Source organism: Edaphobacter sp. HDX4 (assembly GCF_036877565.1).
Lineage (GTDB): Bacteria > Acidobacteriota > Terriglobia > Terriglobales > Acidobacteriaceae > Edaphobacter.
Window position 1 is genome coordinate 17,893 of sequence record NZ_JAEDXW010000008.1, and the last position, 21,945, is coordinate 39,837.

Below are 21,945 nucleotides of genomic sequence, written 5' to 3' on the forward strand. Positions count from 1 at the left end.
ACAACCTCTCAGAGGTCCTGACGAAGATAAAGTTCCTGTAATTGAGACCGATACTTCTGGATTGCGGTGCGATAGGCTTCCCAATATTCAGGACGTGGCACCTGCTTGTCCTGTTGGGAGACGGCAACGCACCGATCCGCGATTTCCGCCATTGTTTCGGCGCGTCCGGAGGCCTGTCCGAAGGCATACATCGCCTGCATCGCTGCTCCCAGGCATCCGGCTTCTTCCTCGACCGGGACCTGAATGGTTGCACCAGTAGCATCAGCCAGAAGCTGACGCCACTCCTTTGACCGTGCCCCCCCACCAATAGCGAAGATAACGCTCGGTTTCCTACCATCAAGGACCAGATCCAAGCCACTCAGAATCCCAAAACTTACACCTTCTACTGCGGCACGGATCAAATTGTCGGCCGTGAAATTGGTCGACGAAATTCCGGTAAGCGTTCCCCTCGCACCCGGAAGGTCAGGCGTACGTTCTCCATTGAGGAAAGGGATAAAGCAAAGGCCATCTGCTCCTGGTCTGGTTTGGGCAAGCGCGATATCGAGATAGTCGACGTTCTTGCCGACCGTATTCAGCGTCTGCGTTACGACGTTGGTGGCGTTCATGGTGCAAACCAGAGGCAGCCATCCGCCGGAGGAAGAACTGAAGGGAGCAACAGAGCCTGTGGTGTCTGCGACGGGATGGCGGGAGAAGGAGTAAACAGTGGAGGAGGTGCCGAGGCTCAATGTGACGATGCCCTCTTTCACGTTGCCGGTACCGATTGCTCCCATCATGTTGTCACCCCCACCTGTGGAGACGACACAATCCATGGGAAGGCCCAGTTCACTTGCGACCTCGGGTCGAATGGAACCAATGATGTCCTCTGCCTTATGTAGTTTCGGTAGAGCCTTCCAGAGATGTCCTGATCCATCATCGATGGAATCCAAAACCTGCCTGGACCACTCGCGCGTCCGAACATCGAAGAAGGCGGTGCCTGAAGCGTCACCATATTCGGCGACGCATTGCCCAGTCAGCCAGAAGTTCAGATAGTCATGCGGCAGGAGAATATGGCGGATGCGAGAGAAGTTTTCCGGCTCATTCTGCTTGAGCCAGAGGAGCTTTGAGGCCGTATAGCCGGTCAGGGGAAGAATGCCGATTTTGTCGAGTACTCCGGTAGCACCCCCGAGGCGGGCAATCAGTTCTGCATTTTGAGGTGCAGTCTCCGTGTCGTTCCAAAGCTTTGCCGGCCGAATTACCTGCATGAATTCGTCCAAAACCACCAAGCCATGCTGTTGTCCGGACACCCCGATGGCCAACACCTTGGCGGTGGGAGCCTCAGCCATGGCCTGCCGAACTGCACTTCGCAGGGCGTCGATCCACCATTGCGGCTCCTGCTCGCGCGCTCCTGTCTCCCGCTCGATCAATGCGTGTCGTGCGTAGCCTCTGCCTAGTGGCTTTCCTTTCTCCTCGATGAGGAGAGCTTTCGTTCCCTGCGTTCCGCAGTCAATCCCGAGGTACATCCCTTGCCTCCGCACAGAGCACAACGCCTCTGCCTGCCGCTCTTCTCTTGAGTAAACGTATACCGAAAATCGACGAACAATGCATGATGCCTGAAGTTGCTGATAAAAAGCTAATTTCTACTCTTAGGACTGGGTTCGCGATCGTCGCTCCCGGCGGTTCGCGCGTGATACATGTGTGGATCGGTGATACCGGGAGTGTCTTTGCATCAGCAGCGCGGCTCCCCCGCTCAAGCGGGCGAGATAGCCATCTCCGGCCGGCATCAGTTGCGGAGCTGATCCAGCAAGCATTCCAGACTCCAGTTCCGCCCGCATTAGCGGTCCGACAACATCCCAGCATGAGGTTATCTCTCCGGTGATCAGGATTCTTTCGGGGGACAGGGCCGCGGTGACCAAGCGGAGGCCCCGTCCAATAGCCACAGCCTGTGCCTTGATCGCCTTCAACGCGGAAGCATCTCGATCCTGGACCAGACGGAGAAGCCCCTGGATATCTTTCACCTGGGAATTGCGAGAGAACTTACGGTGGGCCCTGAGGGCAGCACGCGACGAAGCAAACATCTCCCAACAGCCGCGCTGACCACAACCACAGAGCGGCCCGCGGGGATCCACCGGGATGTGGCCGAACTCGCCGGCGAGTCCGTTAAAACCGGACAGTATTTGGCCGCCAGCCAGAATCGCTGTGCCTAGACCTTCAGATACCGCAATGAGAATCGCATTCCGCACGCCTTCCAGATGTCCGAACCATAGTTCAGATAAAAGGCAGGCGTTCGCATCGTTATCGATCTCTACCTGCAGGCCCATGCTTTTTTCGAGCGCAGCCTTGATATCGAAACCACCCCACTTTAGGTTGGGAGCCATCAGCAGGCGAGAGGTAACGGGATCGACACGCCCCGGGACGCTTACCCCAATGCCTTCGAACGTCTTCTCTTTGTATCTACTCCGTAAAGACTGCATCTTCTTTACGAGTTTGGCGACAGCGGCTTCGGGGGATGTAGCGGTTGCGATAGTTTCGTGTGAGAGGAAGCGTCCGGTCAGATCGACTACGGCGACAATTGCCTGATTGGGGCGTATATCCAGGGCAAGAGTTACTAGGTCTTCATTCACCGACAACATCGTTGAGGGACGGCCACGGCCTCCTCGAACGACAGCTCCCTCCTTGACCCAGCCTTCGGCGATCAAGTCTTCTACGATGGCAGAAATTGTACTCGGCTGCAGTCCGGAAAGCCTGGACAAATCGACTCGAGACACTGGTTGTCTGAATCGGATGAACTCCAGAACAATGTCGCGATTGATATCGCGAGCCATTTCGCTGGACGCAAGCTGGGCAGAAGAAAGGTCGATTCGCCGTATTCCGTACTGTTGCGAAGATACGGTCGGACCCATGGCGCCTTCACGTTTATCAGATTGAGTCTTCATTAATTTCGACGATCATAATATAAGCCGGTTTATGGAAGGTAAGATAGTCACCCCCTAAACCGCATATGTTCGTCTACGGTTCACCTGGACTCTACTCTGGAAGGTAACTTCCAATTTGGACGAACGAAGTGACAGGTATAGCCGTGCGGGATGCGCTGAAGATAGTCCTGATGCTCTGGCTCCGCCTCCCAGAAGGGGCCGGCGGGTACAACCTCCGTCACCACGGTTCCAGGCCAGAGTCCAGAGGCATTCACGTCTGCGATGGTCTCCTCCGCCGTCTCTTTTTGACGAGGGGTCATGTAGAAGATCACCGATCGATAACTCGCTCCCATGTCGTTTCCCTGCCGATTTCGCGTCGTGGGATCGTGAATCTGAAAGAAAAATTCAAGCAATTGACGATAGCTGATGATGTCAGGGTCGAACAAGATTTCTATCGATTCAGCATGAGAGCCGTGGTTGCGGTAGGTTGCATTGGGCACATCACCACCGCTATAGCCAACCCGAGTCGAGATGATGCCGAGGCGATGACGCAGCAGCTCCTGCATCCCCCAAAAACATCCACCCGCGAGAACCGCCCGTTCGCTTGAAGCCATGATTCACCTCCAGGTTTGCACGCGCCCTAAGCGCTTCGGCGCCTTTCGGATCAAGTCTATCGGAAGTCTCTGTCAAAAGCTGCACACTCCAAGTGCGAACAAGCTCGACATGCGGTGCGGGACTTTCAGGTCTGCAGGCTAGAAAGTGCCTGAGTCTTGCAGGGCTTTTTTCATCCCGCTCCAGCTGACGCGAGTCGATTCCTCCGGGGTCGCTCCTCCATGCCAATGAGTCTCAAGGCTCACGGCATCGCGATAACCCGCTCGGGCCAGGTCACGGAATTGCGCGGTCCAATCGACGAAACCCTTGCCAGTTGGCGACCATACAATCTTGTTGTCGGGTCCCTTAACGGCATTCTTCACATGGCAGTGGTGAATGCGCTCCTTTGGGAGCATGTTCCAAGCCGTCGGATATGCATCGAACTCTCCGCGCATAACGGCGTTTGCCGGGTCCCAGTTCAACGCAAGGTGAGGCGAACTTACGGATTTTAAAAGACGGGCAGCCTCTCGTCCAGTCGCAGTGTTGCATGCCGGTTCATTTTCGACAACCAGCAGAATCCCCTGCTTGCCGCAGAGATCCGCGGCTTCGGTCAGCTTCTGGTCGATCTCGTTCCGGTAGGGCGCAACGTCTTCAATTCGCCAGAAGTCGAAACACCTCACCTTGTTTGTCCTGAAACGCTTGGCAAGCGCCATGCTCTTCTCAAGCACCTGGTCCTGCTCTTTGAAAACGTCTCCTGTAGATCCTCCCTGTTTCGGTCCCTCAGAAGACCGCGGTGCACCGGGCCAATATGCTTTAAAAAGCGGGCTAGCGATATCTGTGACCTGAAGACTGTACCTGGATAGGATCTTCTCGACTTCGGCCAGCTCTGAATCGGATAAAGACAAGAGGCTCTTCTTCCACATCCCACGCAGTTCTACCCACTGCATGCCGAATTCTTTAGAGGCAACGGAGCATGCATGATCGAAGTCCTGAGTGATCTCATCTGTAATCACGCCGACTTTGAACGGATCCGACTGCATGAAGCTGAAGGAGTATCTGCCAGCCAGACCTACAGATGCCATCGCCGTGGCACGCTGTACGAAGTTCCTTCTCGAAATTCCAACCATTCCGTATCCTCGTTGCTAAGTATCGGTTAGCTGAAAACCGAACCGTTCTAGCAAAGCCGGCCAGCTCTCATATCAATATCGTATCTAAAACGTAATTCGTACAGAGGCCTGAAGACTGCGGCCACCACCGACACCATTTACGCTACCCTGCCCACTACCCAATGTACTCGTGACCCGTCCGAAATTTCCCGCGGTGAAGATATTGCCACTTCCCGAGTTCGGGTTGTTGAACTGAGGAGTATTGCTTAGCTGAAAAGCATCCAGACGGGCGTCCAACGATGCTTCCCGCCAGACAGGAAAGCTCTTGAAGATCGAGAGATTATCCTGCACATAGCCAGGACCGCGGAACTGGTTTCTGCCAGTGTTTCCCAACCCGACGTTTTGCGCGTTGCACCCGGTCGACGGACAGCCACGGGGTTGTAAAAAGGCAGTCGGATCAAGCCAAGGTGCATTGGAGCCTATTCCATGTAGCACTTTGTAAGTTCCTGTCAGATTTGCAAGCTGAGCGGTCCCAGGAGTGTTCAAGCTTGCACCGTTAGCGTACACAGAGAATGGCAAGCCGGAAACGGCAGAGATGATGCCTGCAAGTTTCCAACCACCTAAAACTATCGATCCGATTCCAGTGCTGAGATAACAATGACCTCGTCCAACGGGCAGCTCATAGGTAAAACTCTGCTCGTAATTCAAAGTTCGATCGTAATCATTCGGAGCATAGTTCCTTCGGAGATTTGCCGTTGAAAAGAAGAGAATGCCACCATCGTCACCTGTAACATATCCCAGCCCCTTGCCCCACGTGAACGCTGTCGTAAAGGAGAGACCGCCCGAAAACCGCTTGTTGAGTTGAGCCTGGAGCGAATGATAGTTCGAGGAAAAGCCCTGAAAGAGTTTTTGCGTTGAGGCCGTTCTGTGCACACCTGGAGGACACCCCTCACAGTTGTATTCCGGCTTCGATGCATTGCCTCCACCATAGATATCCGTAGGATTGTTGATGTCGATGTTACCGGGTATTCCTACACCATGGTTTCCAACATAAGCAATCTGCATAGACATATCGTGCGGTAGTGCCTGTTGGATCGCGACGTTCCAGGATTCTACGTAAGGATTTTTATAATCCAAGGGAACGTAGAACATTTGCTGCGACGCTAGACCTCCGGTCGTGGCGGGGATGATTCCGTTGGAAGGGATGGGAACGGGAGCGGGAAACCCAGCCTGAAAGGTCGCTACTGTCGAACCATCTGCGAGAACCGCTGGGGTCAAGGTACTTGCCCCGACCGGCCCGTAGGAATTATTCGAGCGCACCGGATAATTGAATGCGTAACTGTTGTATCGATAGCGAGTTTGCATTCCAAGATTCGAATGGATTATCCCCGACTCCGGCGATAACAAGATTATTGTTCTGGGGATCGTAATTTCAGAATCCACTGGCGATCTTAGGGGTGGCTGAGGGGTAAAATTCCCAGCGAACACCAAGATCAACCGTGAGACGTGAGGTCATCTGCCATTTATCGGTAGCGAACGCGAAGAGCCACCACTGTCGGTAGGCTGGAAAATAAGTATTAACATCTCTGCCGACCTGATTGGGAAGATCCAGAAGGAAGCTCGCGACGTTGTTTGCAATGTTAGTCGTTCCACGTACGTCGGAGGTCTGCAGGTCAGAGAAGTTGAAAACTCCACGTGGGCTGAAGGTCTGATCCTGCAGTAAGTCATCGCGCACTCGGCGAAGATCACCACCTAACTTGATGGTGTGGTTTCGAATAATTTTGGTCCAGTTATTTACCAGATCGATGTTCGACTCGCCACGAATCCATGGCACTGATGCCGAGTAGCCGATCATCGTTCCCGTAAAAGCGCCTCCTAACGAGACCCCGACCTGGCCACTGGTGAATTGATTGATATTGACACCGGGAATCCCAAGCGCCGTCGCATCCTCAGCACCGTAGTCGCTTGGCTCGGCATTGTTGCGCAGATGTGCAACTCCAAACCGGATTTCGGTAAATAGAGTAGGCGAAAAGACATGGTCATAGTTGACGCCAGTACTGTAGGAGGTTTGCTTACCGGTGCCTTGGAAGCCTCCACCAGCCGGACCTCCGAGGAATGCGCCGAACGCAGGTGCCTGGAACGTATTAACTCTTTGCCAGCTGAACCGCCCGTTCACGTGATTTCGTTCATTCAGCGTGTAGTCGATCTTTGTATCCCAGCTATTGGTCGATTTAGTGAGGGGAAGATTGCTTGTGTAGTTGTTGCTGGGATTGGATAAAGGCCAGGGAGGAATTGAGTCTACCGTACTGTGAGGCGGCTGCATTGAGCCTCCTCAAAATGTCGAGTGAGACTGGATTGACACGGCTTATAGGGATTTGATTGTTTGGAAACGCTGTACGCGGGCCTAGAGCTGTTCCGTTTCCCGTTGCGGGATCGAAGATCTGTCCGGTACGAAAGCCGTTCTGGTTTGTGCTTCCCAGTGCTGCACTTAGATCGATGAGCCCTTGAGCGTTGGGGGTAAAGTATCGAGCGTCAGGAATTGTAAAAGTATTCGAGACAGTCTCATGATCCGATGTTCCGAGATAGTCCGCGAAGAAGAATAGCTTGTCTTTGATGATCGGCCCACCAAAAGAGCCGCCGTAATAGTTGTAGGAGAGGTGTCCGAGCGGCCCAGTGAAATAGGAACGCGCATTCACGGCATTGTTTTGTATGTACTCGAAGGCCGATCCGTGAAAAGCGTTGGTGCCCGATTTGAGTATGACATTCGTTACAGCTCCCATTGCGCGCCCCATCTCCGCGTCAAAGTTGTTGGCCGAGATGTCTACGGACTGAATGGCATCTGCGGGGGGAATGATTATCTGCAAAAGACCAGTCCGCTCATCGTCATCGATACCCTCAATTAGATAAAGATTGCCCATTCTCGGCATGCCGTTACCTGCGTTTGCAGGGAACTCTGCGCATTGAAAAATTGGGAGTGCTGGAATGTAGCTGGAGATGTACCCGGAACCAGATTGAGTAATGACTGGAAGTTCCGGTTGGTCGACATGGGCAAGTTCTCAAGTTGATGAGTTTCGAGCTTTGTACTGATGTCTGCCCGATCGGTCTGAAGCAATGGAGGTGCCGCAGTCACCATAACTTCTTCCGTAACACTACCCGGGGCAACGGCGAAGTCGACGCGCGTAGAAGAGTTGATCAATACGTTGATGTTTTGATGAGTTTCTTTCTTGAACCCAGATGCAACCACAGTCACTACATAGAGACCAGGAGGAACATTCGGTATCGTGTAGTTTCCTCCGTCGTTTGTGACAGATTCATAGACAGTCGATGTCGCCGCAGCAACAGCCGTTACCTTAGCATTTGCAACCGTGGCACCCGTGGAGTCGGTAACCGTTCCTAATAATGTTGCGTTCACAGCTTGCGCAGAGGAGAACTGCGGGAGAGCCAGCGCACATAGGGCGATTACAGTGAGATATAACCTTCGAAACATAAGACTTCCTCCCGCAAAAGAGAGAGGCTCGCCGCCTCCCGACAAGACTATTGTTTGAACTGCGAACGGACGGTACCAACATTCCGGCGCGAGTGTCAACACAAAAGAACGTTGGAGCGAACGAGTTATCCGAAGTTCTAAATTCGCAGAATTGGAGGAACCTACTTTTTAACCAACGGCGCGACTACATAGAGGTTCGCTGTACTGAGTACACGGCCAACCTCATTTTGAACGCCGATGCCGCTTGACGAACCCCACAGTCCTCCATATGGCTCGAACTCGCTGGCATCCAAAGCTGTGTAGATGTCCAGATCGGAACATCCATAGTCCATCACATAGTAACCGTAAGTCTGCATCGCCTGGAGAATGCGATATGCGGGAAGAGATAAATTCAGTCGGGCCAGATCGAGGTGCGGATCAAGCTGGATGACCCCACCATACGGAACGAGTCCACTATTCATCATCCCCTTGCCGGAGCATGTATCCGTAGCGGTAGTCACACCAGCATCCCAGGCGCTTGCAGGATATACACGGGCGGCCCAAACGCGACGGACCGGCCCGCCGATCGCATGCGGAATCGGCTTATCACGATTCGTACTCTCTCCAGGCTGTATCAACAAGGGAAGCTCTGAAAAGTTCGCTGCAATCGAGCCGCCGCTGTCTCCCATCGAGTCAAATTGGGTAGGTGTCGCAGCATAGAGGGCGTTGGGAGCTCCAGTAGACGAGTCAACGGATGTCTTGTAAGTGCTCACGAAGGACATGCTCCGCGGATCGATGAAGATCACGTGGCGATCTCCTGCGGGGGTCGTGGGCAACTCCTTCGACCAGCCCGAAGGAATTCGAAACGGGATCTCCTCCAACGTCGATTGCACGTTGTACCACTGACTCCGCACGAGACGCGTCGAACTCTCCTCATCTGAAACAACAACACCAAATCCGATTCCGTCCCCGCCGTGTGCGGTGTTGAGCTGAATCGTGTGAAAGTACCCGGAGGGGAGAGCAACACGGGGCCATTCAGCAGGAATCGCGTGATAAAAGACAGAATCAGGTGAAAACCTCATGCTCCACGGACCATTGTGGTCTTTCGCTTCAGAATGTGCCCAACCCCTAGGAGCAAGCGATCGAAGGCGTGCCGAGCGATCCGCTCCCGAATCGAAGAATATGTCGATTCCCCAGTTGCGGTACATGGCTTCAACGGCTCGTCTTACGACCTGATCGGTTAATGATAGTGATGAAGCAGATGGGAAACTTTCATCAGATATATGAGGGTGACCGGAAAGATACGGGAGATTTGCGACGTAGGGAGAAAGGCCTCTGCTGAAACTCTCGTCATTTGAACGGATCACATGGATCGCAATTACATCGCTGGGATGGATCCTCTGAGCCGGGTCAGTGATCACCGCACGGACTGTATGGTTACCATATCCAACCTCTTCTACGCGGAAACCCGTAGGTTTCCCGTCTCTGGTACCTCCTAGCCAGTAAGGAGATCGAGATTGTGTATCTACTACCTTTCCGTCTATATAGAACGTTACACGTGCACCTAGCGGTGCCTTGTCTAGGCACAAGAAGATCGAATTGGAGACAGTTGCGGGACTAGTGAGCCCCACGAGATGAAATGTATCGTTCCCGTTGCGTTTGTCTGAGGAATTCTTGTGGATTGTGGCAGAAGAGTTTGCCGCTCCAGCAGTCATCAGCAAAAGCGCTCCCAGAAGCGTCATCCATCGCATGGAGCAATACTTTGGCCCTTTGACAAGCATGGGACTAGCTTTCTAGGTGATTCACTGCTTCGCGAGATGCGATACCGGTCGCATCACTGTGATGTCTCGTACCAGCCGCACGTGATTGACTACGGCTGATTTCTTCATACAACTGATGAAGTTGTTTAGAAATAGCATCTAGGCTACAGGTTGCGTGAATTGTCTTAGCTGCTTCCTCGCCCATCCTGTTGCTTTTAGCAGGATCATCTAGCAGTTGGAGCAACGACTCAGCGATCGAGACAGGATCGCCCGCGACAGCGAAGAGACCATTCCGATCGTGTTCGATGTAGTCAGGCAAGCCGCCGACCTTTGTACAAACGACAGGTAGCCCGCGCCCCATGGCTTCTAGAACGACCATCGGAACCCCCTCGTTGTAGCTTGGAAGGCAGAAGATCGTCGCGTCTTCGTAGGCAGAAGACATTGCATCAACATTCAGCCAACCCATAAATCTCACGGATCCCCTTACCCCAAGAGTTTCCGCCATCATCGCAGCTATCTCAACATCGCCATGCCCAGCAAACCAGAACTGCGCCGCAGGGTATGAGCGCAATACGGGTACAGCCGCAGCTAACAAATCTTGATAGCCTTTGCGCTGCTCGAGCTTGCCGGCAAACAGAATGACCGGTTCTCGTCCGACTGGGCGCACCTTAGTTGGCGAAGCGGATACGGGATTGGGGATAACGGAAAGTCTGAGGGATTGATCCCGTGCGTTTATAGCGTCTGCCCAGGTTTGTGATAGGGCGATTACACGATCCGCATGTCTCAATGCCCATTTACCAGCAGATAAGGCCGTGTTGTCGAAAAGAGACTCCACACTGAAAGCATGGACATGAACAATCATCGGTTTGCGGAATAGTTTTGCCAATAAAATCAGCGGGAGTTTTCTAAGTACGCTCTTTTGGCCTGCAAGATGAACGTGGACGATGCCTGCGCGATAGATTGCAGTGGGTGCCACGCAATATGCCTTCAGGGCTGCTACTATCTTTCGCCGAGAACTCCTATCATCGTATGTCGATAACAGCTGGCAACCCTTTGTCCGCCAAACTTCAGTCTGAGCATGCAGCCGAATCACCGAAGCGATTCCGCCTCTTCCGTCTGCTGGAGCGATAACCAGAATCGGCGCATTTTTAGGAGTCTTAGTCATTCACGCTCCAGCTAGTTAGAGCTGCGGCGGATTCAGGAACCTGATTGGCGGATGGGAAATTAACCGCTCTCACAACAGCTGAGCGACGGGGGGAAGTCTGCGCTGGAAGTCGGATGTCCTGCTCGATGGAATGGACTATCGTATAGTCGATGCCACTCAATTTGCAAAGCTGAATCAATGCAAGCGCGGCTTTTGAGGAAACGTAGTTCGACGGCAGCAGAAGCTCATGAATCCCATAGGTCTCCACGGTGGTTAGAACTGCAGTAGCTGTTCCTAGGACCGGGAGGCCACATAGGTATGCACCTTGAAGTTCTTGCCTGCTATCAATAAATCCGAGTGGTTCATACTCGGTGCACAGCCGTCGAAGGCTAGCCAGGATGTCGGCACCCGCCTGATCAGCTCCGAAGATAGCTATGCGTCTCCTAGTTCGTACATTCTTGCGCGTACGCAATGCGTTCACAGCTAACGGAGTGGCTATCTGCATGCCAACGGTCAGAAAAATCAGAAAGAAACATTCGAACAGAACAAAGCGCTGAGGAGCTATGGCGAAGCTTCCGGGGAACAATGCAAACCCGACTACGGCACCGATAAGAGCTGCAACCAAACTCATGCCGGCAATTGTGGGAATCTCCTCCATGGACATGAGGCGCCACTGTGTTCGGTAGACGCGAAATAGCACTAAAATCATGCTCTGGGTCACAGCCCAAACGAGGGTCATCGGAGAGAACATGGTCACGTTAGCGACAGCTTGCGTAAACTGACTCAGTAGGGCCAAATAGAGTGCGAAGCAGCTTAGTCCGGCCAAAAGAAGGATCTTCGCGGCATTCATGAAAGCCGAGGATTCGACAATCGCTGGGACGCATACGCTATCGAAAAAACCAAATCCTCTCCCTTGCTGCCCCGACGCTTTCAGAAGGAAGCTCTTCCCAGGTAGCAGGTCCGAATCGGTCTGTTTTGAAACTGCTCCCGCTCCTAAATGATGAGCCATCACAACCAAGGGCAACCACGCTACAGCAAGTAGCAACCATCCCCTGGATGAGTAAGACTCGGCGAGAACGGCAAGGGGTGCAAGCCAGATGATATTGATAGCGGCAACCGCAGAAGTAGTTCTCAGGTGACCGTAACGTTTGGCAGCATGCTGAAATGCATGAGTACAGTGAGGTAGGTACCAACGCTCTCCGCGAATCATACGCTTGCCCAGAGTCAAACTAGCATCGATGATGAAGACTCCCAGGAGAATCAGTGGCGTTGCCAAGGATAGATCGCCGCGCACCACCGCCGTCAAGATCAATGCCCCAAGCATGTAACCGAGAAAGCAACTGCCTGCGTCTCCCATGAACACTGAAGCCGGCGGCCAATTCCAAAACAAAAACCCGGAGGTGCTAACAGCCAGCAAAGCGAACGAGAGGGCGACGGTATCGAAATTATGGCGTGCCAGGACCATGAGGCAGCAGATGGATGAGACGCATACGATCTCTGTAGTAGCTATTCCATCGATGCCATCCATAAAGTTCGTTAGATTTATGAGCCAAACAAATCCAAAAACCGCCCCGATAAGAATGAGCGGAAGGAAGTGATGGTTCCATACCTGGGGCCACCATGTCCTTAGCACACAAAAGACCGCAATTATAGAAACAAGGATCTGCGCAGCGAGCCGGCCTATAATCGGCAGTCCTGCGATGTCATCCCAGAAACCCACGACCGCCACAAGGGCACCCGCAAATAGACTGACAATCTCAAGAGGTTGTAAGAGATGCAGTGCGGCGAGAGATGCCACCCCCCCAAGAAAAACAGTTGCGAATACGATGCCGCCACCACGAGGAGTAGGAACGCTATGGGAACTTCGATGATTTGGCACATCTACCAACTTATGCTCAAGGGCGATCAGCAGGTATTTCTTCGTGCCGAACCACGAAAGCCAACCACATGCCAGAAGACTTGCGCTGACCAACAAAACATTCATTGGGCAATCTCCAGATGTTCATGGTCCTGACTGCTCTCTTCCGCTACATTCCCTACCGGCACGACTCGGTCAGCCATGGGGAAACTGCGGCCTATCCTCTGCTTCAGCGGTTTCTCCGATGCTGTCGGAAGTGTGTGGATTCGTCCCGGCATGAAGAGATGCTGAATAATTTGTTGGAAGGCCAGCCAAGCAAATACCGGAGAGGCCAAGTTCCGACGAAATAATCTCCTTGGCTCTTGGCAAAGCCTGATCAACCAGTTCAGACCGAGGCGCTGAATCCAAAATGGGGGGAGAGTCTTCTCTCCAGAGAAGAATTCAAACGCCGCACCGACCCCTAAACTCACACAGGGTATCTCCGCCGCCCATCGCCGCATCCAAAGCTCTTGTTTCGGCGATCCGAGACCGACGAACAATATCTCCGTCCCGGTTTGTTTGATTCGCTCGAGATCCTTTTTTTGCTCGTTCTGACTCAAAGGCCTAAACGGAGGCGAATGCACATAGGATATTTCGAGATCTGGTATATCCCGCCTGATGCGTGAGGAGATACGTTGCAGCGTTTCTTCTCTGCCACCATAAAAGCCCACACGGAGACCATTCTCTGCGGCCAGACGTAGCAGCCGTGGGAATAGGGTGGGACCACTTACACATTCGGCATTCCTGAAACCCAACATTCTCAGAGTCCAGGCTATGGGAACACCGTCAGGATTTACCATGTCTGCCGTTTGATACGACTCGTGAATCTCCGGGTCACGCGTCGCTTCCACCAGCATGTGAGCCGTGGCAAAGCAGATGTAGGACGGCCTACGCTCGCGGGCAAGATTTATAATTTGCCCACACGTAGCACACATGGTCGTAACATCTATGGCCGTGTTTAGGACCCTTGCGGTTTCTCTGGTGGTTGACAACATCGTCAGCTTCCTCTTAGGCAGTGTGATAGGGATGTCTCAGATCCGTGAAGCCGATAGACGAGGCTTCTATTTCGGTTCTTTCTTCGCACAACGGAGCGTTACGTAGAACAAAAAATGATGATAGTGCGATCGTGTAATAGGTCATGGAATCTGTGCCCCATATCTGACCTGTAAGCTGACCATGACATAGATAGATCAGCAGAACCGCAGCAGCAGCGGCCCTGGACCGCGAAGCAACGGGACAGCGCACCGCTCTGGACGTAAAGTCGAACAGGAGCGTCAACAGCCACACACCACCTGCGACCCCACCCACGAGCAACATATCCAGCGCATCGTTATGGGTATGCTTGATATCGTCCCCATATTTCTCGTACAACATCGTCGACATCGAGAAGTAGCCACGTCCCGCGATCTGATCAAGCACGTCTTCTTGTGCGAAGTTGTCTACTGCAATCTTCCAGAACGTGGCTCGCCCGGATCCTGCCTCCCCACCATCTTCGACGTCATTCCAGCGTGAGAGTAGTTGGGTCGGTGATACAGCCGCAGCCGCAAGGATGACAATGACAAGACAGAGCGATGCGAATTTGATTCCAGAACGTCGCGATCCGTATCCCCACACACATAACCAAACTAAAAGCCAAACCAGCGCCGCCAGCATGGCTACTGTTCCTGCCCTCGCATATGTTAGAACGCAGGCAGCAAAGTTAAAACATGCGAGCACCGGATAGAGCCAACCTTGTCTCTTCTGACCGAGGTAGAGCAAGACAACCCCTCCGGTCGTGAGAACTCCGGTGATCATCTTCGCTGTCTCAAACCACCCAGCCGATGCACTCACAGCATCCCCGCTGTAGAAATTACCAACTCCGACCACTAAGCCAAGGAAGACCGAGGCCGCAGTCATTACGGATCCGAGCGCCAAGCCTTTCAAGAGGATCAAAGCGTCTGCTGTGGTGGAGCAGAAGAGGGCTACTGTCGTCCATAGCATTAGCCAATAAAGCATTTGGCCGTATGGAACGGATCCCGCAACCACAAGCGTACCGGTTCGGCTAAGCTCTTTTGACACAGCCAAAGCTATAAGCGCCACGCCAGCAAATACAGAGATGGGTATAGTGAGTAGCTTCCGAGGGTTCTTTAGAACTGCGGAGCCACATGCAGCAACAAACACCAGCAAGAGGGTACCCCGGACAATCTGAAGGATACTGACTCCACTGCCGCTTGAAGCAAGTACGGTATTTACCTGATTCAGTACGCAGTCACAGATTGGAATGGCCGCGAGGGCGACCGCCGTTCGGCTAGACGGCGGATTAACGGACAGACTCGTTGTCATGAGACCGCCTTGTTTTCAGAAAACGATCGAACAGCCAAACGGGCTGCTGGCAACATGTAGATGACACTAAACGAGATCACCGTTCCCCAAACCACACCAGGCAGCCAACCGTGTCTGGCGAAGGCAATCTTCAGCGCCAAACTCACAAGGGACCCCGCACCAAACAGGACCAGGTGTCGGTGCATCATAGAGGGCTGGTTCAAAAGTGCATTCATCGTAGCTATATATCCAGCAACGACAACCCACAGCGCAAACCCTACCCGAAGCGAATCGATAGGGCCTGGATCGACCTTGAACCACATCTTTATGATCGGCCTGCTCGCCAGGAGAAGAAGGGTCGACAACGCCACACTGAATACGCTCCCGCCAATGATCGCGCGTTTGGTTGCGCGCGCGGCCCAAGCGTAATCAGCCCGAGCGCGCGCCTCACCAATAGCCGGCCAAAGCGGAGCAACCATGTATTGAGTTATGAGCCCAAGGGAGAAGAGCCGTTGGACTAAGGCGTATTGAGCGACACTCGTCGCTCCCATCGTCTTCGCGATAACGATGTTGTCGCTCGCATAGTAAATAAGTCCGAAACATTGCTGGACGAAGAACAGGAAGCCAATTCCAGCAAGTTGCAGCCCCTCCCTCATATCGAATAGCGCTGCACGTGGCCTGAGAGATGGATTCCTGATGGCAAATTCTGTGATGAAGTTACACAGTGTCATTAGAACCGGCATCCCACCAAACACGAGAACCAGCAGTGCGAGGTCGCCTTTGTAGATCACAACAAAAATGGATCCGATCAGAACCAGGATGTTCGCTAGGCCATTCCATAAATCTGGGATGAACCCTCGTTGATAGCCAAGCTGCACACGGGGCGCTATGCCGAGAGGCATATTCGCCGCCGTACACAACATGAGAATCAAAGTTGATAGAGCTGCCTCGCGCCCCATCGAAGTTGATGTCAAGCCATAGAACTTCGTCCACCTAACGGAGCGGAAGCAGGCGAACGCGATCGATGAGAAGAGGACACATATTGCACATAATAGATAAAACGCACAAGAGATCTGCCGAATCGCGAATTGCCTATCCTCTCTTCCATTGGCTTCTGCGATACGCATCGTTAACCCATTGCCGATACCTAGGTCGGCGAACGTCATAAAGAGGACAAAGGATGTCATTGTCATCCAGAGACCGAATTGCTCGGGTCCAAGATATCGATAGGCTAACGGGGACACTACCAACGTAATGACGAGAGTTCCCGCCTTTGCCACAAGAGACGTACAGCCGTTGACGACCATACTGCGATAACGGCGCAGGCTATGAGCGCGATTCTCGTTGCTATCGATTCCGCCAACGTGTGCGCCTTCCATGGCCGCAGGAGTCACCATGGCGGGGAATTCCAGCGAGGAATCGGCACAGGCAGAACTATCGTGCTGGATTGTAAATGGCACCGAATTGTCCTAAGCGCATAATTCGCTCGAATTTGCTAAAGCCACTTTGAGTGACATAAATGACGTCACCTGACCGGAGATCTGGCGCTTCTTCGAGCTTTCGCTGTTTAACCAACTGTTGGAGATTCACGACCCTTGTCTGATTCGAATCCCTTCGAAGCAAGAGGACTTCTGAAGCCTTTCCAGTGTTCTTGAACCCTCCAGCGAGCGCCACTGCATCCAGTGCAGTCAAGTGACCACGCATCTCGACGCGTCCTGGGGAGTTGACTTCTCCCTCGACAAATATGTGAGGCTTCACATACTCCTTTAGAAGCACTGAGATCTCAGGATTGACCAATCGTGCTGTGGAGAGGGTTACGAGCCGAGACTTGAACTCATCGACGCTGAGACCGGCTGCGTCGACAGACCCAATTCCCATAATGGCCGCCTGACCGTCGGGCCCCACACTAACGGTCTGATCGAATTCGGGAGTGTACCTGTAATGCACTTCCAGAACATCACTCGGCTGGATGCGATAAGGCTCGTTGTGGCTCTTAAGCTCCTGGCCCACAGCAACACCGCAAAGCACTAGTGAAAAGAACAGAGATCGATATTGCATTCTCATTTTCTACCTACCATTTCTGGACGTCTCTATATAAATGCCACCTATCGCGCGGGCACCATTTTTATCTAGGTATTTACGAAGATTTGAGATTTGCTGAACTTCGGTTCTTCCCTCGGTGGTCACCAAGACAAAACCGTCAACACAACTGAGTAGACCCTGTGCCTTACACACTGCCGAGGTGGCGCCGGCATCAACAACAATGAAATCAAACTGACGCTTCAGGTTTGTCATCGTTACCGACAGCATAGCTTCGTCAGCGAACTCCCCAGGTACTCCTGAGCGGTCACGGGGAACAACCCAGATCGGGTTATCGCCGGCCTTAGCGAAATCGACCTCTCTAATCTCGCGCATATCTGTTCTTTTTCTCAGCAGATCTTGGGCGCTAATTACTAGAACCGGCCCATGCATCTGACCTAGTTTGCAGCCGAGGAAGGCACAGAGAAGAGATAGATCTTTGTCTGGTGTAGGCGAAGTGAAGGCGACAACTTGATAACCACAGCCATCCGCTCCAACAAATACCTTCCGAATAAGATCACTAAGGGCGCTTTCGAAGGTTGTGGACGGATACAAGGCTGATGCAGGCGATCTCCCTGCTCTGTCGGGAAGTAGTGTGGCTATGCTCACGATAACCTCCATGCGGGAACGTGGGGTTCACGGTGTAGCGAACTGTAGATTGCTGCGCTCATCTCGTTGTAGCCCGGAATTGCAGCATCTGCCGGCAGCAGACCGACCAAAGGAGCGCCGAGCGCCAATTCAAGATCGTACGGCGAGTCGATTCGCTTTGCCGTTAGATCTGCTATGAGCGCGGTGGCAAGCCCCAAGACTGCCGCCCAGATGGTACCGATGAGAAGAAGTAACCCGCGCCTGGGAGATACCGGTGAAGAAGCCGTCATCGGCGCCTCGACAATCGCAACATTGGCGACTCGCTCCTTATCCAGCAACTCCCCTGCCTGAGCCTCGTAGGCCTTTTTCTCGTAAACCTGGTTTAGGTCTGCGAGTCTGGCAACTGCTCTTGTCAAGGTGTCATAGGCGGCCGTCTCGCCATCTAGATCTGAAATCCTCTTCTGCTGTCGGCTCAGTTGCCTTTGGATTTCGCTGGCTTGTCTGGTGAGTCCAGCTATTTCTGTCTCCGTCTTCATGAAGTCGCTTTGAGCTGAGACGTGGAGTGTGTTTCTCTCTGTTGAGACTTCTTCTGACTTGGTCCTCTGGGAGGTATTTAGTGCTTCTTGCGTAACTCTTATCTGCTCGTCGATGTCATGCACAACCCGGTCCGTCGGCTGATATCGTGCTGCTGCTTCTACACGCTTGTTCTCCAGATTGACCAGATTTACGTTGAGTTGCTCCGTTTCAAGTTGGTTTGGAAGTGAGCGCCTCTCCCTCTCGACGATTGGAGGAGTTGTGGCAATAAACTCTTGTAGGCGGCTGCGCTGATTCTGATCGCGCTTGATCGCCACCTCTACATCGGAACTCTGCTTGCTCAGGTCGGCAACTTGCTGGAGCGTTAGCGCCTTTTCATCAGGGAGTGATGCGATTGCGTGCTGTTTCTTAAACTCATCGAGCTTCGCCTGCTCAAGATCGCGTTCACGGGCGTAATTCCCTGCCATCTGCCTGAAGACATCTGCGGCACCAGGGGCACTGTGCAAACGAAGATGAAACTCGAGATATAACTCCATCAGCGCCCGGAGTACCTTTGCTGCCTCCGCTGGATCTTTCGAGGTATAGCTGACGGCGATAATATCTGACCTTCGGACAGGAGCAATGGTCAAATTTTCCTCGAGATGCTTAACGGCTAAGTCCATGCTTTTTTCTGCAGATGAGGAGTGTTCCCGCGATGCCAGATTGCACCTACGAACAACTTCTCGGATGAGCTGGCGACTCCTCATTAATTCAGTTTCAGTGTTGATCCTGGCTTCACTTACCTGGTCTACGTAATAAAGTCCCTCCGTCTGGGAGTCAGAGCTGACGACAGGATTGACTCGTTCGTTCTTGAGGAGAACTTTGAGATCAGCTCTGTAGAGCTTGGGAAGCAGGAGGGTGACAAGAACTACTACGGCGAGCATCGACAACGCGACGCCGACCGCCAGCTTCTTCCGAGTGGCGATTCTTTCTAAAAGACTAGGTTCAGCGCTGTTTTGACGTTCCAAATATTGCATAGAAACTCTCATCTCATCCATGAAAGAAGATGCCGTGGGATTGGTTCCCGCTAGTCAGGTCAGTTCGTTGATGCTGTCATACTGCGATTTGAATTGTGTCGTCATCGGACCACATTCCGTCTAACAGCGACACAATGTAACGCCAACTGCGGAGACACTACCTTCAACAATGCCAGCGTGGGGCTACAGAACCTCGCAACGACCTAGCGCTGTTGGGCCCAGATTTGATATTGCTTGCTGCATCTCCACTGCACTAGCGCACTACAAGTAACCATACAGATGGTTACCTATAGCGAGAGGATATTCCGATGATTAAGATACACAGCCTGCTTTCGTTGTCACTGCTTGCCTTGGGAAGTGCCGTCGCGTCTGGCGCAACGACGTACTATGTAAGTCCGACGGGCAGTGATTCTTCCCCTGGCACATCTACCACGCAGCCCTGGAAGACAGTTGCCAAGGTAAACAACTTCACCTTCAGCTCCGGCGATCAGATTCTGTTTCTACGGGGCGGCACATGGCGCGAGATGTTAACGCCCAAGGCAAGCGGGCTGTCGTTCGGCGCATACGGAAGTGGCGGTCGGCCGGTGATCACAGGAGCAAATCTGGTTACCAGTGGATGGACGCAAAACTCCGCGAATATATGGTCTTATCTGTTAGGAGGCTATCAACCCACCCAAGTTTGGTTCAACACGGTACTCGGCCACCAGGTTTCATCCAGTGCATCCATAATCGCTCCAAGACAGTGGGCATATAGTTCGGGTAGGCTCTACGTCTATTCCGCATCTAATCCATCCTCAGCTTACAGTGCGCCAGGCGTTGAGGTGACACAGCGTGATCGTGGACTTCTAATACAGAACATAGGAAATATCACAGTAAAGAATCTCGCATTTGTGAATGCGACATATACAGCTGTATACGTTGCTGGCGGGGTTACCGGTTATCAAATTTTTGACGATATTGTCTGGCAGGGGTCCCCTTATGAAGGCTTTCGGGTAGATTCGGGGTCTCCTTCTATAACGAACAGTAAGGGACTATACAACGCCACAGGGATCGGAGTGGGTGGCGGCGGCGGAATAAGCATCAGCAATTCGATTTTGAGCGGGAATTATGATGATGCAATCGAGATCTATGGCACATCAGGTCCAAGCACGATAGATAGTTCAACCATCACAGGAAATTCGACGAGCGCGGCCACTTGGAATACGATCTCGAACTGGAGTTCGTATCCTCTGCAGGTTGGCAACTCCGTGCTTCTTCCCAACCCTTACGATCCCAAAACTTATAGCTACGTAGGGATTACTGATCTCGGGACCAATATCTATACGAGTCCGCGGTTTCAGACACGCGCAGCGCCAATGTTTATACTTCCTTTCATAGATGACTACAACAACCTCGGAGTCGCTGAGGACGTAGCTGCATTAGCCTCGAATTATGGATGCCATATCAGTTATGCGCTTAATACAAAACTGGTGACACCCGCAAATTGGACACGAATTGCAGCTCTGGCGGCTGCTGGAAACGAAATCGTCGCGCATACTCGAAGCCACGCCGACATAGCAAACAACAATGTATTCACGATGAAGTATCTAGGTTCGGCGACTTCGGCGACGATGACTATCAACCAGGCAGCCGGCACCGTGACCACCTATCTAAACGGTCTGACTACACCAGATCTGACAGTGCCGTTACTCGATTCATACAACAGCATGCTGAATGTATGCACACAAATTAACGCAAATTCCTCCTACAGCTGTGTGATCCAAGACAATCAGAACTACTTCACGCCGCTCATGCTGGCGGATGTGTCACAGGTCAATATAAAATCTCCATATGTCGCTCAAGCGAGTGCGGGGTTCCTAAACTTTGAGATTAATGGATCTATCGCAGACATTCAGGCGAATATCCCCGGGTATGTGGTCAAAGCGTTCGCTACACCGTTTACCTCATCAAGCATCACCGCTGAGAGTCAAATGCACTCAGCTGGTGTTCTGGCGAATAGAAACGGTATCTTCACGCCGAAATACACACCTAATGGCAATTGGCTGCTCTCGGGACTCGATGTTTACAACATCGGCGCAGAGTGGCTTCCCGATGGGTACGATGCGACCAAGCCCGATGCGTCCATTGGAACCCTCACAGAAGGATTAGGAGCTGCAGGTGGTGTTTTGTCCGTTTACTCTCATGGCTATGATGAGTTCACTCTTGCACAATGGCAGCAGTTATTTGCAACATTGCAAAGTATTGGAGGAACATGCGCAACAATTTCCGAGGCATCGAGCTACATAAGCTCTCATGGAAATCTCGTGCCGGACGGTACGGGCAGGAATTGGGTCGTAAATGTTCCGCTGCAGCCTAACTATGCCACCACCAGCAACTCTCCTAGCCAAGGTGCTCACAATCTTCTTCCCTAGGGATAACTTCCAAGATAAAATGGCGAGACTAGATGGAAATTTTACTGGAACATGCCTTTACACGGTATAAAGTCTCATCGTAAGAGACAATGACACTAAACGGATTCATCCGGTGCTTCTGAGTACATTCGGGTTATCTTCAAGGGCTCATTTTCCTCCAT

The 21,945-nt window shown here is 52.5% G+C and carries 18 protein-coding genes; 1 reads left to right on the top strand and 17 read right to left on the bottom strand.

All coding sequences use genetic code 11. The annotated features are described in order from the left end of the window. Positions 1 to 8: 8 nt before the first annotated feature. The 17 genes from xylB to JAO29_RS09815 form a co-directional block, all read right to left on the bottom strand. A complete protein-coding gene (gene xylB / locus JAO29_RS09735) occupies positions 9 to 1,499 on the bottom strand; it encodes a xylulokinase (protein ID WP_334268015.1) in 1,491 nt (496 codons plus the stop codon). Positions 1,500 to 1,622: 123 nt separating this feature from the next. After that, on the bottom strand, positions 1,623 to 2,879 hold the full coding sequence (locus JAO29_RS09740) for an ROK family transcriptional regulator (protein WP_334268016.1): 1,257 nt from the start codon (positions 2,877 to 2,879) through the stop codon (positions 1,623 to 1,625). Between the two features lie 113 nt (positions 2,880 to 2,992). Continuing rightward, complete coding sequence (msrA, locus tag JAO29_RS09745; RefSeq protein WP_334268017.1) at positions 2,993 to 3,505, bottom strand: peptide-methionine (S)-S-oxide reductase MsrA; 513 nt, start codon at positions 3,503 to 3,505, stop codon at positions 2,993 to 2,995. Between the two features lie 138 nt (positions 3,506 to 3,643). Next, positions 3,644 to 4,609, bottom strand: coding sequence for a sugar phosphate isomerase/epimerase family protein (locus JAO29_RS09750; protein ID WP_334268018.1), 966 nt, complete (start codon positions 4,607 to 4,609; stop codon positions 3,644 to 3,646). A gap of 84 nt (positions 4,610 to 4,693) precedes the next feature. Then, a complete protein-coding gene (locus JAO29_RS09755) occupies positions 4,694 to 5,953 on the bottom strand; it encodes a hypothetical protein (RefSeq protein ID WP_334268019.1) in 1,260 nt (419 codons plus the stop codon). 67 nt (positions 5,954 to 6,020) lie between these two features. After that, positions 6,021 to 6,911: a hypothetical protein gene (locus tag JAO29_RS09760; protein ID WP_334268020.1), complete on the bottom strand. Its 891-nt coding sequence runs from the start codon at positions 6,909 to 6,911 to the stop codon at positions 6,021 to 6,023. Beyond that, a complete protein-coding gene (locus tag JAO29_RS09765) occupies positions 6,820 to 7,515 on the bottom strand; it encodes a hypothetical protein (RefSeq protein WP_334268021.1) in 696 nt (231 codons plus the stop codon). Before JAO29_RS09765 ends, JAO29_RS09760 begins: the two co-directional genes overlap by 92 nt. Further along, positions 7,488 to 8,075, bottom strand: coding sequence for a carboxypeptidase-like regulatory domain-containing protein (locus JAO29_RS09770; protein ID WP_334268022.1), 588 nt, complete (start codon positions 8,073 to 8,075; stop codon positions 7,488 to 7,490). Before JAO29_RS09770 ends, JAO29_RS09765 begins: the two co-directional genes overlap by 28 nt. Before the next feature lie 161 nt (positions 8,076 to 8,236). After that, positions 8,237 to 9,136, bottom strand: coding sequence for a hypothetical protein (locus tag JAO29_RS09775; RefSeq protein WP_334268023.1), 900 nt, complete (start codon positions 9,134 to 9,136; stop codon positions 8,237 to 8,239). Positions 9,137 to 9,839: 703 nt separating this feature from the next. Further along, positions 9,840 to 10,979, bottom strand: a complete 1,140-nt coding sequence (locus tag JAO29_RS09780) for a glycosyltransferase family 4 protein (protein ID WP_334268024.1) — start codon at positions 10,977 to 10,979, stop codon at positions 9,840 to 9,842. After that, a complete protein-coding gene (locus tag JAO29_RS09785; protein WP_334268025.1) occupies positions 10,972 to 12,942 on the bottom strand; it encodes a hypothetical protein in 1,971 nt (656 codons plus the stop codon). Before JAO29_RS09785 ends, JAO29_RS09780 begins: the two co-directional genes overlap by 8 nt. After that, positions 12,939 to 13,850 carry a WecB/TagA/CpsF family glycosyltransferase gene (locus tag JAO29_RS09790; RefSeq protein ID WP_334268026.1) on the bottom strand — a complete coding sequence of 304 codons (912 nt, stop codon included), beginning with the start codon at positions 13,848 to 13,850 and terminating at the stop codon, positions 12,939 to 12,941. The genes JAO29_RS09785 and JAO29_RS09790 overlap by 4 nt, the downstream gene beginning before the upstream one ends. Before the next feature lie 13 nt (positions 13,851 to 13,863). Then, complete coding sequence (locus JAO29_RS09795) at positions 13,864 to 14,751, bottom strand: O-antigen ligase family protein (protein ID WP_334268027.1); 888 nt, start codon at positions 14,749 to 14,751, stop codon at positions 13,864 to 13,866. 422 nt (positions 14,752 to 15,173) lie between these two features. After that, a complete protein-coding gene (locus JAO29_RS09800) occupies positions 15,174 to 16,616 on the bottom strand; it encodes a lipopolysaccharide biosynthesis protein (protein WP_334268028.1) in 1,443 nt (480 codons plus the stop codon). Further along, the gene (locus JAO29_RS09805) at positions 16,591 to 17,214 is read right to left on the bottom strand and encodes a polysaccharide biosynthesis/export family protein (protein WP_334268029.1); all 624 of its coding nucleotides are present in this window, start codon (positions 17,212 to 17,214) and stop codon (positions 16,591 to 16,593) included. The genes JAO29_RS09800 and JAO29_RS09805 overlap by 26 nt, the downstream gene beginning before the upstream one ends. 9 nt (positions 17,215 to 17,223) lie before the next feature. Continuing rightward, positions 17,224 to 17,844 carry a hypothetical protein gene (locus JAO29_RS09810; RefSeq protein WP_334268030.1) on the bottom strand — a complete coding sequence of 207 codons (621 nt, stop codon included), beginning with the start codon at positions 17,842 to 17,844 and terminating at the stop codon, positions 17,224 to 17,226. Beyond that, positions 17,841 to 19,373 (bottom strand): GumC family protein, encoded by a 1,533-nt coding sequence (locus tag JAO29_RS09815; protein WP_334268031.1) that lies wholly within the window; start codon positions 19,371 to 19,373, stop codon positions 17,841 to 17,843. The genes JAO29_RS09810 and JAO29_RS09815 overlap by 4 nt, the downstream gene beginning before the upstream one ends. Positions 19,374 to 19,681: 308 nt before the next feature. Here JAO29_RS09815 and JAO29_RS09820 point away from each other — a divergent pair, with 308 nt between their 5' ends. Next, positions 19,682 to 21,784: a right-handed parallel beta-helix repeat-containing protein gene (locus JAO29_RS09820; RefSeq protein ID WP_334268032.1), complete on the top strand. Its 2,103-nt coding sequence runs from the start codon at positions 19,682 to 19,684 to the stop codon at positions 21,782 to 21,784. Positions 21,785 to 21,945: the final 161 nt, after the last annotated feature.